We start from the raw sequence: 22,286 nt of genomic DNA on the forward strand, positions 1-22,286 counted from the left end.
GGTGTAACCGAGGTGCCTCGACGGGCATCGGCCGGGTAGCGTGCGGGCCATGTCGAGTCCTGAGTCAGACAGGGCGGGGGCTTTCGGTCACGCCGTCAGCCCCATGAACGCCTGAGCTCGTAGCCTGTCGTCGCGCCGCATTCTGCGGTGGGGCGCGGGTGCCCCTGGGGCTGGCCGCGGTGACGAGATGACCTTCTCGTGCCTCTCCTCACCTCGGAGCCACTCGATGCCCCTCCCGCTGTACCTGCTCGCCCTGGCGGTCTTCGCCATGGGCACCTCGGAGTTCATGCTCGCCGGCCTGTTGCCGGACCTCGCCTCAGAGTTCGACGTCACCGTCGGGACGGCAGGCGTACTCACCTCGGCCTTCGCGATCGGCATGATCATCAGCGCCCCTCTGGTGGCCGCCCTCGCCCGCAACTGGCCCACGCGTTCAAGCCTTCTGGGGTTCGTCCTCGCCTTCGCAGCAGCTCACGCCGTGGGCGCCCTCACCACCAGCTTCCCGGTCCTGTTCGCCACCCGGGTCATCGCCGCGCTCGCGAACGCCGGGTTCCTCTCCGTCGCCCTGGCGGCTGCCGCCACGCTGGTCCCTGCCGACAGGAAGGGACGTGCGCTGGCTGTGCTGCTGTCGGGCACGACGTTGGCCACGATCGCCGGAGTCCCCGGGGGGTCGGTACTCGGCACCCTGTTCGGCTGGCGGGCCGCCTTCTGGGCTGTCGCCGCTCTCTGCCTGCCCGCAGCTCTCGGCATCCTGACGGGGATCCCCACAGTACGTGTGACACCGGAGGTGACCGGCGGGCCGACCCTGCGAGCGGAACTCGCCCAGCTCACCAGACTGCGGCTGGCCCTGGTCATGCTGCTCGGCGCACTGCTGAACGCGGCCACCTTCGCAGGCTTCACCTTCCTCGCCCCCTTGGTGACCGACACCGCCGGGCTGGACGAGTTGTGGGTCTCTGCCGTTCTGGTGCTCTTCGGTGCCGGTTCCTTCCTCGGCGTCACCGTCGCCGGCCGGTTGTCCGACCGGCGTCCCGGTCTGGTCCTCGCGGTCGGCGGTCCGCTGCTGCTCCTCGGCTGGCCAGCCCTGGCGGTGCTGGCCGACGAGCCGGTCGCCCTGTTCGCCCTCGTGTTCGTGCAGGGCGCGCTGTCGTTCGCGCTGGGCGGCACGCTGATCACGCGGGTCCTCTACGAGGCCGCGGGAGCCCCCACCATGGCCGGCTCCTATGCGACCGCGGCACTCAACGTCGGCGCCGCCGTCGGCCCCCTCATCGCAGGGCCCACTCTCAACACCGCGGCCGGGAACCTCGGGCCGCTGTGGGCAAGCGGGCTCCTGGTCGCCGTCGCGCTGCTCATCGCGTGCCCCCTCCGCACTGCGGTCGCGGCCAGGCGGAGTGCCGGGGTACTCCAGTGACACACACGAACGCCTCATGAACACCAGGGGACGCCGAAGGCTCATCGGACGGTGCTACCGTCGTCCGATGAGCCACGCGGCTGCCGAGGCCGGTGTCTCCCGCGCCCGACTGTCCAGGTCGAAGGACCGGTACGACCCCCACATCGAAGCCGTCCGCACCGGTGAGACGACCCGCCGCGGGCGGACCCTTGTCACCGCAGAGGCCGAGCAGCGCCGAAGTACCGGTTCGCCCCTCAGATACGGGCCGCTCACCGGGGCCTCGGCGGAGTCGGATCGCGTGCCGCCCCGCGCCGTCCGCAGCGGGGAGAGACATGGCCCTCGGCGGAGGCCGCCACCCCGACATGCAGGCCGCCTTCCACGGTCCGACAATGGTGGGAGACCTGGCGCGAATACGCCGGCCGCAAGCGAGTGGGGCCTCTTGTGTGCCGCCTCACTGATCCTGCCGACGCCGTGACACGCTGCTGTGTCACCGCCGGAGGGCGGGCATGATCCGTGAACTGGCCCGGATGAACGTACCGCGGCGCGCGGTCCAGACCACCGCCGCCGCCAGCGGAGGGTTCTATCTGTGTCTTTACGGATTCGGCCAGCCTGTCGCGGCGCTCTACGCGCTCTTCGCACCCGTCGCGCTGGGACCGCTGTCATCCATCGCCGGAGCCGGTCGGCAGCGGGCCGGGGTGATCCTGCGCGCGCTGCCCTTCGGCCTGCTTCTCGTCGCTCTCGGCACCACACTCGCGGCAAGCACGTGGACGGCCGTGGCAGGCATGCTGGTGGTCGGGTTCCTGCTGGGGTTCTCACCCATCGCGGGCCCTCGCAGCGCGGGAGCCGCACCCGGCCTCCAACTGTTCTACATCCTTGCCTGTTTCCCGCCCTACGCCCCGCAGACCCTGCCCGCCCGGCTCTTCGGGGCGGGCCTGGGTGTCCTCCTGCTCGCCGCCTGCAGTGCTGTTCTCCTTCCGGGCGTACCGGAACGCACCTATCGCGCCTGCCTGGCCGACGCACTCGAAGCGGCGACCGCTGCCGCGAGGGGCCGCGGCTCCGTCGAGAGCATCCGCGAACGCGGCGACCGGCTGAGGCTGTCGAAGGTGGCGCCCGGGGAGCGACCCACGGGCCCCGGGCGCAAGGACCGGGCCCTGGCCCAGGCGGGCTCCGCGACCCGACGTCTTCTGGAGGGACTGGCCGAACTGTCGGTCCCTGCGTGGCGTGGGGGTGCGTCGAAGCCCGACGCGGCCTGCGATGTCCTGCTCTCCCGGATCGCCGACACGTGCGCGTCCGCCGCCGGGGCCCTGCGGGCTGGCACAAGCGTCCCCTCGGCGGCACCGCTGGAAGCGGCGACGGAGGGTATTCAGGATCAACGCATTCACCGGGCCGCGCCGCAGCAGCCGGACCTCACCGTACTGCGCAAGCAGTCCGCCGTCCTCGAACTCGCCGCGGCCGCGTGGGTCGCGGTCACGGCACTCGGTATCGCGGAACGGGGGCGGTCCGCGCCGTCGGCCTGGGGAGACCTGTTCTACTACGCGAACCTGCCTGCGCACCGGCTCTGGGCACGCCGTGTGGCCGGCAATCTCACGCGTCGTTCCGTGTGGTTCCAGAATGCGGCACGTGTGGCACTCGGACTGGCGGCGGCCCGTCTCGTGGCAGGTTCACTCGACCTCGCCCACGGGTTCTGGGTGCTGCTGGCGGTGCTGACACTGGGCCGGACCACCGTGGGCGCGACTTGGGGGGCGATCCGGCGGGCGCTGGTCGGCACTCTGTCGGGTGCCGCTGCTGCCGGCACCCTGCTTCTCCTGCTGGGGCCGCACACGGACGTCTACGCAGCCCTGCTCGTGCCGACCATGCTGGTGGCGTTCACACTGGGGCCGTCCCTGGGGATCGCCTACGCACAGGGCTTGTTCACCTTCCTGGTCGCCGTCGTCTTCGCCCAGGTCGCCTCGGTGAACTGGCGGCTGTCCGAAGTGCGCCTTCTGGACGTGGTCACCGGGAGTGTCATCGGTCTGCTGTGCGGACTGCTGGCCTGGCCGGCCGGAGGCCACCGTGAGGTCCGCCGCGCGATGGCGGAGCTGCTGCACGCCTGCGGAACCCTGGTTCCGCCCACCGTCGGGCTGCTGACCTCGCCCAGGCCGTCCCGCTCGTCCCTGCCGACGGTGCCGGTGCTGCGCCGGCTCCGACTGGCCGAGGCAGCGTACGCCCAGTACCGCAACGAACCTCCCGTGGACGAGGACGGGACATCCACCGACTGGCATGCCGTGCTGATCGTCGCCCACCAGACACTGCAAGGGACGCACCGGCTCTTGCGCTTCGATCTCCCCGCGGCCGGCGTACGCGGTCACGAGGAAGGCCATGCGGCGGTCCGCCGAGAACGCGGGGCGGCTCCCGACGGTGTGCGGCCGGTCCCCACGGAGCCGGGGTACGGCATCCCCCTGCCCGTACTCGTCGACCTCGACGTCTGGTTGACGAGCATCGGCCGTCGGCTCGACCGGATAGCGGCGTCGATCCCGACGCGTCCCGTCTGACTCGCCGGGAGCGAAGCCGACAGTACGCCCGGGTGGCCGAGGACGGTACGGGACGTACGGATCAACCCAGTCGCCCGGTGCCTCCGTCCAGCCGTCTGGTGGCGGCCGTGAGTTGGTCCGCGTCCTCGTAGGCGGTTCCGCCGCAGGCCGACTTCTCGGACACAGGGGATGCTCGTGCAGATCGCCTGCTCACCCTCGGATCCGGTGCCTGAGCAGGGGGCCGTGTCCAGGCCGCACAGGGCGAACCCCACCCGCCGACAGGCGTGGACGGCCGGAGCGTTGACGTCGGTGGCCTCCGGCCAGACCTGCCCGGCCCGACACTCGTGTGCGCATTCGGGGGCGCATCCTCCAGCGCGCGCCACCTCACGGCCCGGCGGCCGGGTGCGACCGCGATGTCCTCGATGACGGGGCGGAGATTCCACAAGCCGTAGGAGACGGCCACGAAGTCGGCCCGCCGTCGGCCCCGACGGCGGTACGGCCGCCGGGCGCCCCGCCGTCCTCGCCTCCGACGGGCTCATCCTCCGGGCAGACCTTCGTGAGGGGCTGCTCCACCGGAACCTCGCAGAGCGCGTGTTGTCGAGGACCTCGACGGCCCCGGCGTCCTCGGGCGGTGCGCAACTCGTAGGCCGTGGTCATGGCACGGCGTTCCGGCCGGGCGGACCGGGAGGAGGCGCGTTCCGGCCGCCGCGGCCCGGGACGTGCTCGGCACAGGAGCTCCGCCGCGCCCACCGGGGCGGAGGACCGGGGCCGGGCTTCAGCCGGGCACGGCGGTGCCGCGGCGCAAGGTGAGGGCGTAGCAGACGGCGGTCACCAGTACCGCCGCGGCGGCCACGAGCAGCACCGTGCCCGGGCTCTCCGTTTCGCGGAGCGCCAAGGAGCCCAGCAGGGCGCCCGCGAACATCGCCGCCATCGAGGCCCCGCGCCGCAGCTCGAGCCCGCGGCCTGAGGGGATCTTCGTCTCGTGGGCGAACGGCAGACTGCTGACCAGAGCCGTCAGGGTCCGGGTGGTGAGCGTGGTCGTCAGATCCGGTTTGTGTACCCGCATCGCGGTCACGTTCCGCATGCCCATGGCTGCTCCGACCAGGGCCGTCACCAGGTAGTGGCGGCTCGTCAGCGGTCCGCCGGCGATCTGCCACGCCACCAGTCCCGCGACGGCCAGTGCTGCTCCCTCCACGAGCAGTGCCGCCACGAACCAGCGGTGACCGCGCACGTCCACAGCCGACTCGAACCGGGCGCCCAGCGCCGCACCGACGGAGAACCCGGCCATCGAGACCACACATGCCTTCACCGACAGGAACTGCGCCCCGCCGGCGGCGAAACCTAGGAAGAGCAGGTTGCCTGTCTGCGTGGCGGTGAAGACCGGGCCGAGCGCCAGGTAGCTGACGGCCTCCACGATGCCCGTGATCAGGGTGAGCGACACCATGGCCGCGCTGAGTGCGGCTCCCGTGCCGGCCTTCACCCTCCGAGTCCCGGTACCCGCCGCTCCCCATGTGGTCGTTCGGACGTCCGTGGGCCGAGCGGACCGCCGGGCGGGCGCCCCTCCCCCACGGCAGTCGCCCTGCGGGGCCCCGATGGCCGGGCATCACCACAGACCGTCAGCGAGGCCGTCGTCGGCACGTGCCAGGGGCCGTCCGCGGCACGCGGCCGGGCCGCTGCCCGGGCGGGCACGTGCACGGGTCGCCATGTCGTCATCGCCGGTCCGTCACGACTTCCGGGCACTCGCAGGTTCCCGCCCCGGCGGCTGACGCGGCTCCGGCTGCGACGGTGCGGGAGGGAGCGGCAGCTCCACGGTTTCGGACGGGGTGAGGGCCACGGGCTCGCCATGGTGGAAGACGTCCAGCGGCCGTCCGCCCAGGACCGTGTAGCGGGCCTCCGTGCCGGTGACCTCCACCCGCAGTGCCTGCTGCCGGAGCATGACGGTGAAGCACAGCCGGCTCAGCTGCTCGGGCAGCCGCGGGGCGAAGGCGACGGACGTGCCCTGCCGCCGCATGCCGCCGAAGCCCTTGACCAGAGCGATCCACGTGCCGGCGAGTGAGGCGATGTGCAGACCGTCGCGGGTGTTGTGCTCCAGGTTCTCCAGGTCCATCAGGGCTGCCTCGCCCAGGTAGGCGTACGCCAGCCGAAGGTGGCCGGTCTCCGCGGCGAGCACGGCCTGTGTGCAGGCCGACAGGGAGGAGTCCCGGACCGTCATCGGCTCGTAGTAGGCGAAGTTGCGCGCCTTCTCCTGCGCGGTGAAGGCGTCCGGCCGTGTCTGCATCGCCAGGACCAGGTCCGCCTGCTTGATCACTTGCTTGCGGTAGAGGTCGAAGTACGGGTAGTGCAGCATCAGCGGGTACTTCTCCGGCCCGGTCCCGTCGAAGTCCCACGACTCGAGCCGGGTGAACCCGGCCGACTGCTCGTGGACCCCCAGGACGTCACTGAACGGGACGGCCATCCGGTCCGCGGCGTCCCGCCACGACGCGGCCTCCTCGTCGTCGACGCCGAGTTCCCGGGCCCGCCGCGGGTGGCGTACGGCTGTCTCGGCTGCCGCCCGCAGGTTCTGCTGCGCCATCAGATTCGTGTAGAGGTTGTCGCGCCCGAGGGCGCTGTACTCGTCCGGTCCGGTGACTCCGTCGATGTGGAAGACGCCCTCGGTGTCGTGATGGCCGAGTGACCGCCACAGACGGGCCGTGTGCACCAGCAGGTCGAGTCCCGGCCCCTTCTCGAACTCCTCGTCCCCGGTGGCCCCGACATATCTGAGCACGGCGTCGGCGATGTCGGCGTTCACGTGGAACGCCGCGGTCCCGGCCGGCCAGTAGCCGGAGCACTCCTCACCCGTGATGGTCCGCCATGGGAAGGCGGACCCCTGGAGTCCCAGTTGGCGGGCGCGCTCGAGCGCCGTGGGCAGTGTCGCGTGCCGCCAGCGGAGGACCGGCGCGACGGCCTGTGGTGCGGTGTAGGTCAGCACGGGCAGGACGAACGATTCGATGTCCCAGAAGGAGTGGCCGTCGTATCCGGTCCCGGTCAGGCCCTTGGCCGGGATCGCCCGCTCCTCGCCCCGGGCGGCCGCCTGCAGCACGTGGAAGAGCCCGAAGCGCACTGCCTGCTGGATCCTGGCGTCTCCGTGTACCTCGACGTCCGCGCCCGCCCAGAAGTCGTCCAGGTAGCGGCGCTGTTCGGCGAGGAGGCCTGCCCAGCCGGTACTGCGCGCCAGGGCCAGGGCCGCGTCGACCTGGTCGTGCACCTCGGGCAGGCTGCGCCGCGCGGACCAGCCGTGGGACACGAATTTGACCAGTCTCAGGCGCTGTCCCTTGGCGACCTTGGCGGCGACGGTGAGACGGCTGACGTCCGGTTCGCTCTCCGCTGATGTGACGGTGCCCTCGGGTCCGTCGACGATGTGGTCGGCGGCCGCCGCGACCCGCAGCCTGCTGCGTTCCGTATGGTGCACCAGGCGCAGCCTGGTGCCCTGGGCGAAGTTCTGCTCGGGGCTCAGCCGCGATACGGCGGCGGCTGCGGCCCGCGGGTCTTCGCCGCCGCCGGGCAACTGCTCGTTGGCGACCAGTTCGGACTGCAGGACGAGGGAGGCCGCGCCGTCCAGCGGCTCGACCTCGTAGTGGACGGCGGCGACGGCCCGCTGGGTGAAGGACACCAGCCGGGTGGAGGTGATGCGCACCCTGCGGTCGGTCGGGGAGGTCCATTCCGCGGTACGGCGCAGCACACCTCCGCGGAAGTCCAGCACCCTCTGATGCGAGGTCAGTTCACCGTAACGCGGGTCGAAGGGCTCGTCGTCCACGAGGAGCCGGACGACCTTGCCGTCCGTGACGTTGATCATCGTCTGACCGGACTCGGGGTAGCCGTATCCGGCCTCGGCGTACGGGAGGGGCTGCAGCTCGTGGACGCCGTTGAGGTAGGACCCGGGCAGACCGTGAGGCCCCTCTTCCAGATTGCCGCGCCAGCCGACGTGCCCGTTGGCGAGGGCGAACACGGACTCGCTCTGCGCGAGCACCGACAGGTTGAGCTCGGTCTCGCGCAGGCACCACGGCTCCACCGTGTACGCGGGGTGCTCGATCACCGGCGCTCCAGCAGTTCCGACAGGTCCTGAACCACCACATCGGCACCGTGCCGGCGCAGTTCGTCGGCCTGTCCGGTCCTGTCCACCCCCACGACAAGGCCGAAGCCTCCTGCCCGGCCTGCCTCGACCCCGGCCAGGGCGTCCTCGAACACCGCGGCCGCACCGGGTTCCGCGCCCAGGGCGCGGGCGCCCGCCAGGTAGGTGTCCGGCGCCGGTTTGCCCGGCAGGCGCTGCGTCTTCGCGACGGTCCCGTCGATACGCTCGTCGAACAGGTCGGCGATGCCGGCGGCGTCCAGCACGGCACGGCAGTTCGCGCTCGACGAGACCACCGCAAGCCGCAGCCCGGCCTCTCCGGCTGCCCGTACGTAGTCCACCGAGCCCTCGTACGCCTCCACTCCGTCCTCCCGGATTCTCCGCAGCAGCAGGTCGTTCTTGCGGATGCCGAGGCCGTGCACCGTCGCCGTGCCGGGCGGGTCGTCCGGTCCGCCCTCCGGGAGGCTGATGCCACGCGAGGCCAGGAACGTGCGGATCCCGTCGGCACGCGGCCTGCCGTCCACGTACGCGTCGTAGTCGCGTACCGCGTCGAACGGCACGAAGGGTGTGCCGTCGTCTTGCGCGCGGCGACGCAGATAGTCGTCGAACATCTCTTTCCACGCGGCCGCGTGCACCTTCGCCGTACGGGTGAGGACACCGTCGAGGTCGAAGAGGCAGGCACGCACCTGATCCGGGAGGCCCAGCATGCGAGTGAGCCTAGGAGAGGAGCGCCTTTCGGGAACCCGAGGCACGACCACTACAGGATGAATCACCCATAAGCCATGAAGGATGACCTTTATTGCCTGTGTGGGAGTGCACCGCTCCCGAGAGAAGCCTGAACGAGGAGGAAGCCGGATGTCCGAACGCATCGCGGTGGGAGTGGACGGCTCCGAGGAAGCCCTGGCAGCCGTGGACTGGGGCGCGGACGAGGCAGCGCTGCGCGACGCGGAACTGCGGCTGGTGTTCGCCTCCCGGTGGGAGAAGCACCCGAACGCCGTGCAGCCGTCCGCGGGCGACCAGCAGGAGCTGGCCCGTCGGCTGCTGGGCGAGGCCGAGGACAGAGTCCGCGCCCGGCACCCCGGGCTGGCCATGGCTTCCGAGACCGTGGAGGACGCACCCGCAGCGGCACTGCTGGACGCGGCGGCGGAGGCCCTGCTGCTGGTCGTCGGCTCGCAGGGGCTCGGCGCAGGCGGAGGGTTCTGGACCGGTTCCGTGGCGCAGGCCGCGGTCGCCGAGGCGCGGGGGCCCGTGGTGCTCGTACGTCCGGCCGGCGCTGCGGCCGGGGACGGGCAGGGGCAGGGGCAGGAGATCGTCCTCGGCCTGGATGTGCGGCATCCGCACGAGGAACTCCTCGCGTTCGCGTTCGACTCGGCCGTGCGGCGCGGGGCTCCGCTGCGCATCGTGCACGCCTGGCACTTCCCGGCCGGGATCATGCACCAGTCCGCGGAAGACGGCCGGGACACGGGACCACAGGCGGAGCGGTCCGCGGAACTGGCCGCGACCGTGCGTCCGTGGCGGGGCAGGTTCCCCGGGGTCGAGGTCACCGAGCAGGTCGTGGCCGGGCGGGCCGGTGAGCACCTCACCAGGGCCGTTTCACCGGCCACGGGGCTGCTGGTCGTCGGCAAGCGCGCTCGCCGGGCGTCCGTGGGCCCGCATATCGGGTCGGTGACCCACGCGGCCATCCATCACGCCGCCTGCCCGGTCGCCGTCGTCCCCCACTCCTGACGGCTCCTGCAGCGGGCACCCGAGCGGTTTCCCGCCGTGCGCCCCCGGCGCTCGCTCCCGGCCGGGGGCTGCGGGGCCCGTCCGCGACCCGTTCGGCCGGGCCCGGGCTCGCGGGCACACTGCCGGGCGAAGCCCCGGGAAGGGCCCCCAGACCGGGAGCAGTGCCCCCTCCCGTCCCCGGCCGGGCGGAGCACGTCCACCGGGGTGCGGGCAGGACGGGCGCGCCGGACGGCGGGTCACGCCGTCGGCTCCTCGGCAGCGATCCACGGGAGCCTTCTCCGCCGCGCACGATCTTCCCCGGCTCCGGTATCTCACCCGCCCCGGGTGACGTCGTCCGGCACGCTCTCCGTCAGGCTCATGAGGTGACCCGCGGGTGCGGTCCGGCAACGAGCGCGGAGGGCGGCCGAGCGATGAGCGACCTGGACACACTGTCGGTGAACACCGTGCGCGGGCTGTGCATGGACCAGATCCAGAAGGCCCGTTCCGGGCATCCGGGTACTCCGATGGGCATGGCACCGGTCGCCTACACGCTGTGGCAGCGGTTCCTGCGCTTCGACCCAGCCGATCCGATCTGGCCCAACCGTGACCGTTTCGTGCTCTCCGAGGGGCACGCCTCCGCCCTGCTGTGGTCGCTGCTCTGTCTGACCGGAGTCCGTGCCGTCGACCCGGACTACGAGGTGCTGGGCCGCCCCGCGGTCACTCTCGACGACCTCAGGAGCTTCCGCCAGCTGGGCTCACGCTGTCCCGGGCACCCCGAGTACCGGTGGACGAGTGGCGTCGAGGCGACCACAGGCCCCCTGGGCCAGGGGGTGGCCACCTCCGTCGGTATGGCCATCGCAGGCCAGTGGCTCGCGGCGCGCTACAACCGCGACGGCTTCACCCTCTTCGACTTCGACGTCTACGCGCTCGCCGGGGACGGCTGCATGATGGAGGGCATCTCCTCCGAGGCCGCTTCGCTGGCCGGACACCAGCAGCTGGCCAATCTGTGCTGGATCTACGATTCCAACCGGGTCACCATCGAAGGTCACACCGACATCACCTTCACCGAGGACGTGGCCGCGCGCTTCCTGGCCTACGGGTGGAACGTGACCACCGTCGCCGACGCCAACGACCTCGGCCAGGTGAGCCGCGCACTGCACACGTTCCGCGCCGAGAGCCGGCGCCCCACCCTGGTCCTCGTCCACAGCCACATCGGCTACGGTTCGCCCGTCGAGGACTCGCCGAAGGCACACGGGACCCCGTTCGGCCCGGAGGGCGTGCGTGCCACGAAGCGGTTCCTCGGCCTGCCGCCGGACGCCGAGTTCCACATCCCCGACGGCGTTCGCGACTGGTTCGCCGAGGGCATCGGCAGGCGAGGCGCACAGCTGCGCGCGGACTGGGAACAGGCCTTCGCGGCATACCGCACCGCCCACCCCGGCCTCGCCGACGAACTGGAGCGGATCCAGCGACGGGAACTGCCTGACGACTGGGAACGTGCGCTGCCATCCTTCCCGGCCGACCCCGAGGGACTGGCGACCCGCGACTCCTCCGGCCAGGTGCTGGGGGCCGTCGCCGAGGCCGTGCCCTGGGTCCTCGGCGGTTCCGCCGATCTGGCCCCGTCGACCAGAACGCGTCTGGTGTTCGACGGCGCCGGCGACTTCCAGCCCGGCGACCGGTCGGGGCGCAACCTCCATTTCGGGATCCGGGAGCACGCGTCGGCGGCGGTCGCGAACGGCATGGCGCTGACGAAGCTGCGGCCGTACTGGTCGGGATTCCTGATCTTCTCGGACTATGCCAAGGCGGCCGTCCGGCTGTCCGCGCTGATGGAGATCCCCACGGTGCACATCTTCACCCACGACTCGATCGGGGTCGGCGAGGACGGGCCGACCCACCAGCCCGTCGAGCAGCTGGCGGGACTCCGCGCGACGCCGGGCCTGCTGGTCTTCCGGCCCGCGGACGCGGGCGAGGTGGTGGAGACCTGGAGGGTGGTCGCCGCGCTGCGCCACGAGCCCGCCGCGCTGGTGCTCTCCCGCCAGGCGCTGCCCACCCTCGACCGGGCCGAAGGCCGTCTCGGCGACGCCACGGGGGTCGCCCGGGGCGCGTACGTGCTGGCGGACACCCCCTCGGGCGAGCCGGACCTGCTCCTGCTGGCCACCGGCTCCGAGGTGGCACTGGCCCTGGCCGCGCACGAAGCGCTGACCGCCGGGGGCGTCGGGTCCAGGGTGGTGAGCATGCCGTGCTGGGAGCTGTTCGACCGCCAGCCCCGGGAGTACCGCGACCAGGTGCTGCCTCCCTCGGTGAGGGCGCGGGTGGCGGTCGAGGAGGCGTCCACTCTGGGCTGGGACCGGTACGTCGGCGACGGAGGAGCGATCGTCGGCATGCACACCTTCGGTGCCTCCGCCCCGTTGAGGCAACTGCTCACGAAGTTCGGATTCACCCCCGCACGGGTGGTGCAGGCGGCTCACGACCTGCTGGCCCCCGCACATGGCGGTGACCCGGGCGAGGAGGTGACGTCGTGAGGGCGACGCAATCCCTGCACGAGCACGGGCAGAGTCTGTGGCTGGACAACATCACCCGTGACATGCTCGACTCGGGGAAGATCCAGCGCTACATCGACGAGTACGCGGTCACCGGCCTGACGTCCAACCCGTCGATCTTCGACAAGGCCGTCTCCTCCGGCTCCTACGACGACGCCATCCGCGCCAGGGCGGCGGCGGGGCAGTCGGACGAGGACCTCTTCTTCGAGCTGGCCGTCGAGGACCTGAGGCGTGCCGCCGACCTGTTCCTCCCCGTGCACGAACGGACGGACGGCGTGGACGGCTGGGTTTCCCTGGAGGTTTCGCCCCTCCTGGCGTACGACACGGCGGGCACCGTCGCGGCGGCCAGGGAACTGCACACTCGCGCGGGCCGCCGGAATCTGTTCATCAAGATTCCCGGTACCGCCGAGGGACTGACCGCGGTCACCGAGTGCGTGGCCTCGGGCGTGCCGGTGAACGTGACCCTGCTCTTCTCGGCGGATCACTACCGGGCCGCCGCCGACGCGTACCTGACGGGTGTGGAGCGCCGTGTCGAGCGCGGGCTCGACCCGGCGGTGGGCTCAGTGGCTTCGGTGTTCATGTCCCGCTGGGATGTGGCCGTCGCCGACGAGGTGCCCGAGGACCTGCGCGACCGGCTGGGCCTGGCCGTCGGCCAGGACACCTACCGGGCGTACCGCTCACTGCTGGACTCGGACCGGGTGCAGCGTGCGGAGAACGCGGGCGTGCGCATGCAGCGGCTGCTGTGGGCGAGCACCCGTACCAAGGACCCCTCGGCGTCCGACACCCTCTACGTGCACGGGCTCGCCGCGCCGTTCACGGTCGACACGATGCCCGACGCCACGCTGGAGGCCTTCCACGACCACGGCGAGGTGGGCGACCCCATGCCGGCCGACGGCGGCGACTGCGACCGGGTGCTCGCCCGGTTCGCAGAGGCGGACGTGGACGTGGGGGCCCTCGCCGCACGGCTGCAGAGCGACGGTGCGGCGGCGTTCACCGCCTCCTGGAACGACCTCATGGCGCGTGTCTCGGAACAGCGCGCAGCCCTTGTCTGAGAGGACGGAGAGATGCCGGTCACCCCCTTGCGGCAGCAGCCGTCGTGGAAGGCGCTCGAACAGCATCATTCCGAGATCGGAGGCGTGCATCTGCGGCAGCTGTTCGCCGACGACCCCCGCCGCGGTGAGCGTCTGTGCGCCGAGGCAGTCGGCCTGTACCTCGACTACTCCAAGAACCGGGTGACCGACGAGACGGTGCGGCTGCTGTGCGAGCTGGCCCGGGAGTGCGGGCTGGAGCGGCGCCGGGACGGCATGTTCCGTGGCGAGCACGTCAACGTCTCCGAGGACCGCCCGGCCCTCCACGTGGCGCTGCGTATGCCGCGCGACCGCTCCCTCGTCGTGGACGGGGTCGACGTCGTCGCCCGGGTCCACTCCGTCCTGGACCGCATGGCCTCCTTCGCCGCGCGCGTCCGGTCCGGCGAGTGGACCGGCCACACCGGCAGGCCGGTCAGGAACATCGTCAACATCGGCATCGGCGGCTCCGACCTGGGCCCCGTCATGGCGTACGAGGCGCTGCGCGCGTACACCCGGCGCGACCTCACGTTCCGTTTCGTGTCCAATGTGGACGCGACCGACCTCGTGGAGGCGACCCGGGACCTGGACCCGGAGGAGACGCTCTTCATCGTCGCGTCCAAGACCTTCGGCACCCTGGAGACCCTCACCAACGCCCGCTCCGCGCGCGCTTGGACCGTCGGCGCCCTCGGCAGCGAGGACGCGGTGGCACGGCATTTCGTCGCGGTCTCGGCGCACGCCCGGCGGGTCGCGGAGTTCGGCATCGACACGGCCAACATGTTCGAGTTCTGGGACTGGGTGGGCGGCCGCTACTCGACGGACTCCGCCATCGGCCTCTCCACCATGATCGCGATCGGTCCCGAGCGGTTCCACGAGCTGCTGTCCGGCTTCCACGCCATGGACGAGCACTTCCGCACAGCCCCGCTGGAGGAGAACCTCCCGGTGCTCATGGGGCTGCTCACTGTCTGGTACTCGGGCTTCTTCGGGGCCCAGACCGTCGGCGTCATGCCGTACGACGCGTACCTGAAGAGGTTCCCGGCCTATCTCCAGCAGCTCACCATGGAGTCCAACGGCAAGCACGTGACGCTCGACGGCTCGCCTGTCGACCACGACACGGGCCCGGTCTACTGGGGTGAGCCCGGCACCAACGGCCAGCACAGCTTCTACCAGCTCATCCATCAGGGCACCCGGCTGATACCGGTCGACCTGATCGGCTTCGGCAAGGGCATCAACCCGCTGGGCGAGCACCACGACATCCTGTCGTCCAACATCTTCGCCCAGGCCCAGGCGCTCGCCTTCGGCAGGACCGAGGAGGAGGTCCTGGCCGAGGGCACCGAACCGGGCATCGCGCCGCACCGCGTGATGGAGGGCAACCGCCCCACCAACGTGCTGATGGGCGAGGTCCTGACGCCTCGGCTGCTGGGCACGCTCGTCGCGCTCTACGAGCACAGCGTGTTCACCCAGGGCGCGGTCTGGGACATCGACTCCTTCGATCAGTGGGGCGTGGAACTCGGCAAGGTCCTGGCGGTCCGGATCACCCCGGAACTCACTTCCGACGCCGAACCGGAGCTCGGCCACGACTCGTCGACCAACGCCCTCATCCGCCGGTACCGCGCCCTGAAACGCCAGGGCCCGTCGTAGCAGGAGAGAGCCATGGCAACCGACAATCCCATGCAGCTCGGCATGATCGGACTCGGCCGGATGGGCGCCAACCTGGTCCGCCGGCTCATGCACGACGGCCACCGCTGCGTCGTCCACGACCTCGACCGGGCGACGGTGGAGGAGCTCGCGGGTGAGGGCGCCGTGGGCGCCACCTCTCTGGAGGACTTCGCGGCCAGGCTGGAGCGGCCCCGGGCCGTCTGGCTCATGCTGCCCGCCGCAGTGGTCCAGCCCACCCTCGACCGGCTCGCCGGGCTGCTCGACCCGGACGACACGGTCATCGACGGCGGCAACTCGTACTACCGGGACGACATGGTCCGCGCCGAGCAGCTCGCGGCACGCGGGATCCACTACGTGGACTGCGGGACCTCGGGCGGCGTGTGGGGGCTGGAACGCGGCTACTGTCTGATGATCGGCGGCGAGCCGGAGCCGGTGTCCCGCCTCGACCCGATCTTCCGGACCATCGCCCCCGGGTCCGTCACCGCGGAGCCGACACCGGGCCGGACCCGGTCCGACGGGACAGCTCCGGACGGCTATCTGCACTGCGGCCCCAGCGGGGCCGGGCACTTCGTGAAGATGGTCCACAACGGGGTCGAGTACGGGATGATGGCCTCGATCGCCGAGGGTCTCAGCATCATCGAGCACGCGGACGCCGGGCGTCGTGGGCGCACCGCCGACGCCGAGACGGCCCCGCTGCGCGACCCGGGGGCCTACCAGTACGACATCGACGTCGGCGAGGTCGCCGAAGTGTGGCGCCGCGGCTCGGTCGTGGGGTCGTGGCTGGTCGACCTGGCCGCCGACGCCCTGGCCCGTTCGCCTCGGCTGGACGAGTTCACGGGCCGCGTATCGGACTCGGGCGAAGGCCGGTGGACGGTACTCGCCGCTGTCGACGAGGGCGTGCCCTTCGGCGTGATCGGTACCGCTCTCGGCGAGCGGTTCCAGTCCCGGGGAGCCGGCGAGTTCGAGGACAAGGTGCTGTCCGCCATGCGGAGCGAGTTCGGCGGCCACGCCGAGAAGCGGAGCCGGCCGTGACCCGCCCCGACGACCACGTGATCGTGCTCTTCGGCGCCACCGGCGACCTGGCCAGGCGCAAGCTGCTGCCCGGGCTGTTCCACCTCGCCCGGGCCGGGCTGCTCCCGGAGCACTACCGGATCGTGGGCTCGGCACCCGCCCGGTTCGCGCTCAGCGACGACGCTTTCCGCCGGCACGCGCACGACGCGGTCGCCGCCTTCGGGCTCGCCGAGCCGGCCGGAGACGCCTGGCAGGCGTTCGAGGCGTCCCTGTCCTTCGGCGCCGCCGACCCGGAGGCCCCAGGCCCGCTGCTCGCCAAGGTGAAGGCGGCCGAGGAGGCCCTCGGCGGGCGGGCACGCAGGCTGTTCCATCTGGCCGTGCCCCCGGCCGCGTTCGCCTCCGTCATCAGGCTGCTGGGCGACACCCGGCTGGCCGAGGACTCCCGGGTGATCGTCGAGAAGCCCTTCGGTACCGATCTCGCCTCGGCCCGGGCACTGAACGAGACCGTTCACGCCGTCTTCGACGAGTCCCGGGTGTTCCGTATCGACCACTTCCTCGGCAAGGAGTCGGTGGACAACGTCCTCGCTCTCCGTTTCGCCAACGGCCTGTTCGAACCCATCTGGAACCGCGACCACATCAGCCATGTGCAGATCGACGTGCCCGAGACCCTCGGGCTGGAGGGCCGCGCCCACTTCTACGAGGAGACCGGAGCCTTCCGGGACATGATCGTGACCCATCTGATCCAGGTGCTCGGCATCGTGGCGATGGAACCGCCCGTCTCACTCGGCGCCCAGCGTCTGCGCGACGAGAAGGCGAAGGTCTTCGAGGCCCTGTGCCCCATCGACCCCGCGCACGCCGTGCGCGGCCAGTACGAGGGGTACCGCGACGAGCCCGGTGTCGCGGCGGACTCGCAGACGGAGACGTTCGCCGCTCTGCGCCTGGAGCTCGACAACTGGCGGTGGGCCGGGGTGCCGTTCCATCTGCGTACCGGAAAGCGCCTGGCCCAGCACCGCGAAATGATCGTCCTCGGCCTGCGCGAACCTCCCCTGCGGATGTTCCCCTCCGCGCTCCCCGGAGCAGCCGAGCGGGCCAACGGGATTGTGATCGACTTCGCGGACCCCGGCCAGGTCACCGCCCGCTTCCTCGTCAAGGAGCCCGGCCCCACCATGCGCCTCGCCCCGGCCGCGATGGCCTTCCGCTACGAGGACTCCTTCCGGCTGGCGCACGGGCTCGAAGGGTACGAACGGCTCATCCTGGACGCGATGCTGGGCGACCAGTCGCTGTTCACCCGGTCGGACGGCATCGAACGCATCTGGGAGGTGTCGGGCCCGCTGCTGACGAGCCCGCCGCCGGTCCAGCCCTACGCCCCCGGCTCCTGGGGCCCGGAACCGGCGGTCACCGAGCTGGCCGCCCCGTACCACTGGCACCTGCCGGACGACCGGGGCTGAGGAGGGGAGCCGCCGTGCCCGAAGCGCCGATACGCCTGCTGCTCGCCGATGTCGACGGCACACTCGTGACCCGGGACAAGATCCTCACCGACCGGGCCGTCGAGGCGGTGCGCGCCCTCGGACGCAAGGGAGTCCTCTTCGCCGTCACCAGCGGGCGCCCGCCCCGGGGGATGTCGATGCTCGCCGGCCCCCTCGGTCTCACCACACCGATCGCCGCCTTCAACGGCGGGGTCCTCACGCGGCGCGACCTTTCGGTCGTCTCGCAGAAGTCCATCCCGGCCGGGCTGGTGGCGCCTGTCGTCGCACTGCTGGATGCGTACGCACTGGATGTCTGGCTGTACCGGAACATCGACTGGTACGTGCGCGACCCGGCCGGCCCGCATGTCGACCGGGAGTCACGGACGGTGCGCTTCGCTCCCACCCCGGTCGACGACTACGCGGGCCTCTCCGACGGAGTCGCGAAGGTCGTCGGAGTCAGCGACGACCACGAAGCCGTCGCCGCGGCGGAGCAGGCAGCCCGGTCCCGCTTCGCGGACCACGTCTCGGCCGCACGTTCCCAGCCGTACTACCTCGACGTCACCCACCCCGAAGCGAACAAGGGCCGGGTGGCGCAGTTCCTCGCGGACCACTACTCGATCCCGCCCTCGCAGATCGCCACCATCGGCGACATGCCGAACGACGTCCTGATGTTCGCCCACTCCGGGCTGAGCATCGCGATGGGCAACGCCGACCCGCAGGTCCAGCGAGCCGCCCGGCATGTCACCACGTCCAACGAGGAGGAGGGCTTCGCCCACGCAGTCGAGCAGTTCGTCCTACGAGAACGGAGCAGCTAGCCCATTAGGCCGGACGCTGTTCACCCGCACGGCCCGTACACGGGCGCGCGAAACCCGGCCGGCACCGAGATGCTGGCAGGTTGTCCCTGATGTTCTCCTTCACGAGACCGTACGGACCAGTCAACGGGGGCTTCGCTTGGACAACCACGTAAGGCCTCGCCGGGTAGTGATCGTCGGCGGGGGCTTCGCGGGGCTGTTCGCCGCCCGGATGCTGCGCAACACGCCGGTCAGAGTGACCCTTGTCGACCGCCGCACCCACCACCTCTTCCAGCCGCTGCTCTACCAGTGCGCGACCGGGATCCTCTCCGAGGGCCAGATCGCCCGTCCGCTGCGAAGCGTGCTGCGCCGCCATCAGAACGTGCGCTGCCTGCTCGCCGAGGTCACCGATGTCGACACCGAGGGCCGGGTGGTACATGCCGAACATCCGGACGGCACCACGGCCGAGCTGCCCTACGACCATCTCGTGGTGGCCGCCGGTGTACAGCAGTCCTACTTCGGCCACGACGCGTTCGCCCGGTACGCACCCGGCATGAAGACCCTCGACGACGCCTTGGAGATCCGGCGCAGGGTCTACCGGGCCTTCGAGGCGGCCGACGCGGCCACGGACCCCGGCAGGCGCCGGCGCCTGCTCACCTTCGCCCTTGTCGGAGCGGGCCCGACCGGGGTCGAACTCGCCGGGCAGATCCGTGACATCGCCACCCGCACGATCGAGCGGGAGTTCTCCCGGATCGACACAGGCCAGGCCCGGGTGCTGCTCTTCGAGGGCGGGGAATCGGTACTCGCCGCCTTCGGCCCGAAACTGTCCCGGCGCGCCGCACGCACCCTGGAGCAGATCGGGGTGGAGGTACACCTGAGAGCACGCGTCGAGCATGTCGACGAGGACGGACTGTCCGTACGCGGCCAGGACGGCGGCCTGACGCGCTTCGACGCGGGCACGGTGCTGTGGACCGCGGGTGTCCAGGCGCCGCCTCTGGCGGAGCGGCTGGCGAAGGCCACCGGCGCCGCGCAGGACAGGGCCGGCCGGATCGCCGTCGAACCCGACCTCACCGTCGCCGGGCACCCCGAGATCCGGGTGGTCGGGGACATGATGAGCCTCGACGGGCTGCCCGGCCTGGCGGAGGTCGCGATGCAGTCCGGGATCTACGCGGCACTGCGGATCCGGCACGAGGTGGAAAGGCGGACCCGGCCACCGCGCCCCTTCCGGTACCGGGACCTGGGCAGTGCCGCATACATCTCGCGCGGCCGGGCGGTGGTGCGGCGGGGCCCGCTCCACCTGTCCGGACTGCCCGGCTGGCTGGTCTGGCTGCTCATCCACATCGCCTTCCTCAACGGATTCCGCAACCGGTTCGGCGCCGTCCTCAGCTGGCTGGTCGTCTTCGCCTCGGGCGCGCGCCGGGAGCGCGCTCTCACCTCACGCGGCGGGAGTCCGGCGTGAGCGCCCTCACGCAGCTGGCGGCCGACGTTCCGGCACAGCTCCTCCCCGCCCGCCTGCTGATGGCCTTCTCGCTGGGCACGCACATCATCCTGGTGCCGCTCGGCGTGTCGTTTCCCTTCATCACCCTGCTCATGCATGTCAGGGGACTCAGGCGCGGCGACGCCGTGGCCCTGCAGCTGGCCCGTCGCTGGTCCGTGGTGATGGCCGTGCAGTTCGCCGTGGGCGTGGTGACCGGCACCGTGCTCTCCCTGGAGTTCGGGCTGCTGTGGCCGGGGCTGATGGGCCGCTGGGGAGACGTCTTCGGGATCGGGTTCGGTGTGGAGGCATGGGCCTTCTTCCTCGAAGCGGTCCTGATCTCCGTGTACCTGTACGGCTGGCGCAGGCTCAAACCCTGGACACACTTCTGGCTCGCGGCTCCGCTTCCGGTGGTCGCCCTGGTGGGGGCGTTCGGCATCCTCGCGGCGAACTCCTGGATGAACACACCGGGGGGCTTCGCCCTCGACGCCGAGGGACGCCCCGTGGACGTCGACCCGCGGGCAGCCGTGTTCACTCCCATGTTCGGGCCGCAGTACTGGCACTTCGTGATCGCGATGTTCATGACCGCCGGCTTCATGGTGGCCGGCGTCTACGCGATGGGCTGGCTGCGCGGCCGCCGGGACCGGTACCACCGGCTCGGATTCGGTGTGCCGTTCGGTGTCGCCGCCGTGTTCACCCCCGTGCAGCTGGGGCTCGGGGACTTCATCGCCCGCTCGCTGTTCCACCAGCAACCCGTCAAGTTCGCCGCGATGGAGCTGGTCTGGAACACGGACACGCACGTACCCGAGTACGTCTTCGGACGCCTGCACCCGGACGGAAGCGTGTCGGGGGGCATCAGGATCCCCTCCTTCGACTCGGTCCTCGCGGGGTTCAGCCCCGGCACCCGGGTGACGGGCCTCACCTCCGTCCCGGCCGCCGATCGCCCCACACCGGCTCAGGCCACCGTCGTCCACTGGGCGTTCGACATCATGGTGGTGATCGGGAGCCTGCTGATGCTGCTCGTGCTCTGGTACGCCTGGTCGTGGTGGCGGCGGCGGGACCTGCCCGCGTCGCGCTGGTTCTTCCGGGCCGCCGCCTGTTCCGGGGCCGCGTCGGTGGCGGCCGTGGAGGCCGGCTGGATCACCACCGAGGTGGGGCGGCAGCCCTGGATCGTCTACGGGAACATGCGGGTCTCGGAGGCGGTGACCCCGTCGTCCGCGAGTGCCGTGTGGACGATGTTCGGTGTCGTGGTCGCCGTCTACGTGTGCGTCCTGGCCGCCGCGGTGACCGTGCTGCTGCGGATGCGGCTCCGCTGGCGGCTTTCGGACGAGCAACCGGACGCCCGGCCGGTGGACGTCGCCCCGGAGTGCATGACCCCCTACGGCCCACCGCCCGTGCTGTCCGCCGGACCGGCGAAGGGGGAGCGCGCCGCCTCCGGTGCGGGGCGCGGGAATGGCGGCCCGTCATGACCGTGACGATCGTCGCCTGGGTCCTGCTGCTCTCGATCGCGGCCTACGCCTGTGGAGGAGGAACCGACTACGGCGCCGGCTTCTGGGATCTCCTCGCCGGGGGTGCGGAGCGGGGGCAGCGGCCGAGGTGGCTCATCGACCACGCCATGGCTCCGGTCTGGGAGGTCAACAACGTATGGCTGGTCTTCGTCCTTGTCGTGATGTGGACCGGTTTCCCGACGGTCTTCCAGGCGGTGTTCTCCGCGCTGTGGCTGCCGCTGGCGCTTGCTGCCGTCGGCCTGGTGCTGCGCGGTGCCGGTTTCGCCCTGCGCAAGCCGACCCGCCGCCTGTCCGGGCGGCGGCTCTACGGCGCGGCTTTCGCCGTCTCCTCACTGCTCACCCCGTACTTCCTCGGTACGGCGGTCGGCGGCGTGGTCTCCGGCCGGGTGACAGCCGGTGCGGCATACTCGTCGGCCGAGGTGTGGAGCAACCCGACCTCGATCATGACCGGTCTGCTCGCCGTCGCCGCGAGTGCCTTCCTCGGCGCGGTGTTTCTCACCGGCGACGCGTACCGCCTCGGCGTCCACGACCTCGTCCCGTACTTCCGGCTGCGCGCCCTCTGCAGCCTCGCCGTGCTCGGCGTCCTGGCCCTCGTGGGCCTGTTCGTCACACGTGACGACGCGCGGTACGTCCACGACGGGCTCACCCGGGGGCCGGGCCTGGTGCTCGTCGCTCTCTCGGCTCTCGGCGGGCTCGCCACCGCCTGGCTGCTCGTCCGGGGAAGCAGGCTGTGGGCCCGGGGCACCGCTGTCACCGCTGTCGTCCTGGTGGTCGTCGCCTGGGGGATCGCCCAGCGCCCCTACATGCTGCCCACCTCGCTCACGGTCACGGACGCCGCAGGGGCGTCGGCGACGCTCAACTGGCTGGTGATCGTCAGCGTGGTCGCGCTTGCACTGGTCGGGCCGGCAGTCGTCCTGCTCTACCGGCTCGACGCGCGGGGAGAACTCGAGCCGCTGACGGACGAGGACACAGCTCTCCAGGAGACGGGGCCGCTCGGCCGCGGATAGTCCGCCCGCCTGCTCCGTTCCCGCCTGATCGTGTCGGCCCCGTCCGGTCCTCCAGGCCGGTATCGG

At 71.5% G+C, this 22,286-nt stretch carries 15 protein-coding genes; 12 read left to right on the forward strand and 3 right to left on the reverse strand.

Annotation, left to right across the window (positions count from 1 at the left end):
- The first annotated feature begins 226 nt into the window (after positions 1–226).
- Positions 227–1,405 (forward strand): Cmx/CmrA family chloramphenicol efflux MFS transporter, encoded by a 1,179-nt coding sequence (locus I3F58_RS12470; RefSeq protein WP_240108411.1) that lies wholly within the window; start codon positions 227–229, stop codon positions 1,403–1,405.
- A gap of 485 nt (positions 1,406–1,890) precedes the next feature.
- Positions 1,891–3,915, forward strand: coding sequence for an FUSC family protein (locus I3F58_RS12475; RefSeq protein ID WP_240108412.1), 2,025 nt, complete (start codon positions 1,891–1,893; stop codon positions 3,913–3,915).
- A 754-nt stretch (positions 3,916–4,669) separates the two neighbouring features.
- On the opposite strand, the gene I3F58_RS12480 is transcribed toward I3F58_RS12475, so the two are convergent.
- From I3F58_RS12480 to I3F58_RS12490, 3 genes are all read right to left on the reverse strand, one after another.
- Positions 4,670–5,374, reverse strand: coding sequence for a YoaK family protein (locus I3F58_RS12480; protein WP_240108413.1), 705 nt, complete (start codon positions 5,372–5,374; stop codon positions 4,670–4,672).
- 243 nt (positions 5,375–5,617) lie between these two features.
- Positions 5,618–7,966 (reverse strand): glycoside hydrolase family 65 protein, encoded by a 2,349-nt coding sequence (locus I3F58_RS12485; RefSeq protein WP_240108414.1) that lies wholly within the window; start codon positions 7,964–7,966, stop codon positions 5,618–5,620.
- The gene (locus I3F58_RS12490; protein WP_240108415.1) at positions 7,963–8,706 is read right to left on the reverse strand and encodes an HAD family phosphatase; all 744 of its coding nucleotides are present in this window, start codon (positions 8,704–8,706) and stop codon (positions 7,963–7,965) included. The genes I3F58_RS12485 and I3F58_RS12490 overlap by 4 nt, the downstream gene beginning before the upstream one ends.
- Positions 8,707–8,854: 148 nt before the next feature.
- Between I3F58_RS12490 and I3F58_RS12495 the strand changes: the two genes are divergently transcribed.
- The 10 genes from I3F58_RS12495 (at position 8,855) to I3F58_RS12540 (ending at position 22,220) form a co-directional block, all read left to right on the forward strand.
- Positions 8,855–9,724, forward strand: a complete 870-nt coding sequence (locus I3F58_RS12495; protein WP_240108416.1) for a universal stress protein — start codon at positions 8,855–8,857, stop codon at positions 9,722–9,724.
- Positions 9,725–10,134: 410 nt separating this feature from the next.
- Positions 10,135–12,222, forward strand: a complete 2,088-nt coding sequence (gene tkt / locus I3F58_RS12500) for a transketolase (RefSeq protein ID WP_240108417.1) — start codon at positions 10,135–10,137, stop codon at positions 12,220–12,222.
- Positions 12,219–13,292 carry a transaldolase gene (gene tal / locus I3F58_RS12505; protein ID WP_240108418.1) on the forward strand — a complete coding sequence of 358 codons (1,074 nt, stop codon included), beginning with the start codon at positions 12,219–12,221 and terminating at the stop codon, positions 13,290–13,292. The genes tkt and tal overlap by 4 nt, the downstream gene beginning before the upstream one ends.
- 12 nt (positions 13,293–13,304) lie before the next feature.
- Entirely contained in the window at positions 13,305–14,945 is a 1,641-nt protein-coding gene (pgi, locus tag I3F58_RS12510) for a glucose-6-phosphate isomerase (RefSeq protein ID WP_240108419.1), read from the forward strand.
- Positions 14,946–14,957: 12 nt separating this feature from the next.
- On the forward strand, positions 14,958–15,995 hold the full coding sequence (gnd, locus tag I3F58_RS12515; protein WP_374207958.1) for a phosphogluconate dehydrogenase (NAD(+)-dependent, decarboxylating): 1,038 nt from the start codon (positions 14,958–14,960) through the stop codon (positions 15,993–15,995).
- Positions 15,992–17,422, forward strand: coding sequence for a glucose-6-phosphate dehydrogenase (zwf, locus tag I3F58_RS12520; protein WP_240108420.1), 1,431 nt, complete (start codon positions 15,992–15,994; stop codon positions 17,420–17,422). Before gnd ends, zwf begins: the two co-directional genes overlap by 4 nt.
- 14 nt (positions 17,423–17,436) lie before the next feature.
- Positions 17,437–18,255, forward strand: coding sequence for a Cof-type HAD-IIB family hydrolase (locus I3F58_RS12525; RefSeq protein WP_240108421.1), 819 nt, complete (start codon positions 17,437–17,439; stop codon positions 18,253–18,255).
- 136 nt (positions 18,256–18,391) lie between these two features.
- Positions 18,392–19,690, forward strand: a complete 1,299-nt coding sequence (locus I3F58_RS12530) for an NAD(P)/FAD-dependent oxidoreductase (RefSeq protein ID WP_240108422.1) — start codon at positions 18,392–18,394, stop codon at positions 19,688–19,690.
- Positions 19,691–19,749: 59 nt separating this feature from the next.
- On the forward strand, positions 19,750–21,174 hold the full coding sequence (locus I3F58_RS12535; protein WP_240108430.1) for a cytochrome ubiquinol oxidase subunit I: 1,425 nt from the start codon (positions 19,750–19,752) through the stop codon (positions 21,172–21,174).
- Entirely contained in the window at positions 21,171–22,220 is a 1,050-nt protein-coding gene (locus I3F58_RS12540) for a cytochrome d ubiquinol oxidase subunit II (RefSeq protein ID WP_240108423.1), read from the forward strand. Before I3F58_RS12535 ends, I3F58_RS12540 begins: the two co-directional genes overlap by 4 nt.
- Positions 22,221–22,286 lie beyond the last annotated feature (66 nt).

The organism is Streptomyces sp. MUM 203J, assembly GCF_022414595.1.
Lineage (GTDB): Bacteria > Actinomycetota > Actinomycetes > Streptomycetales > Streptomycetaceae > Streptomyces.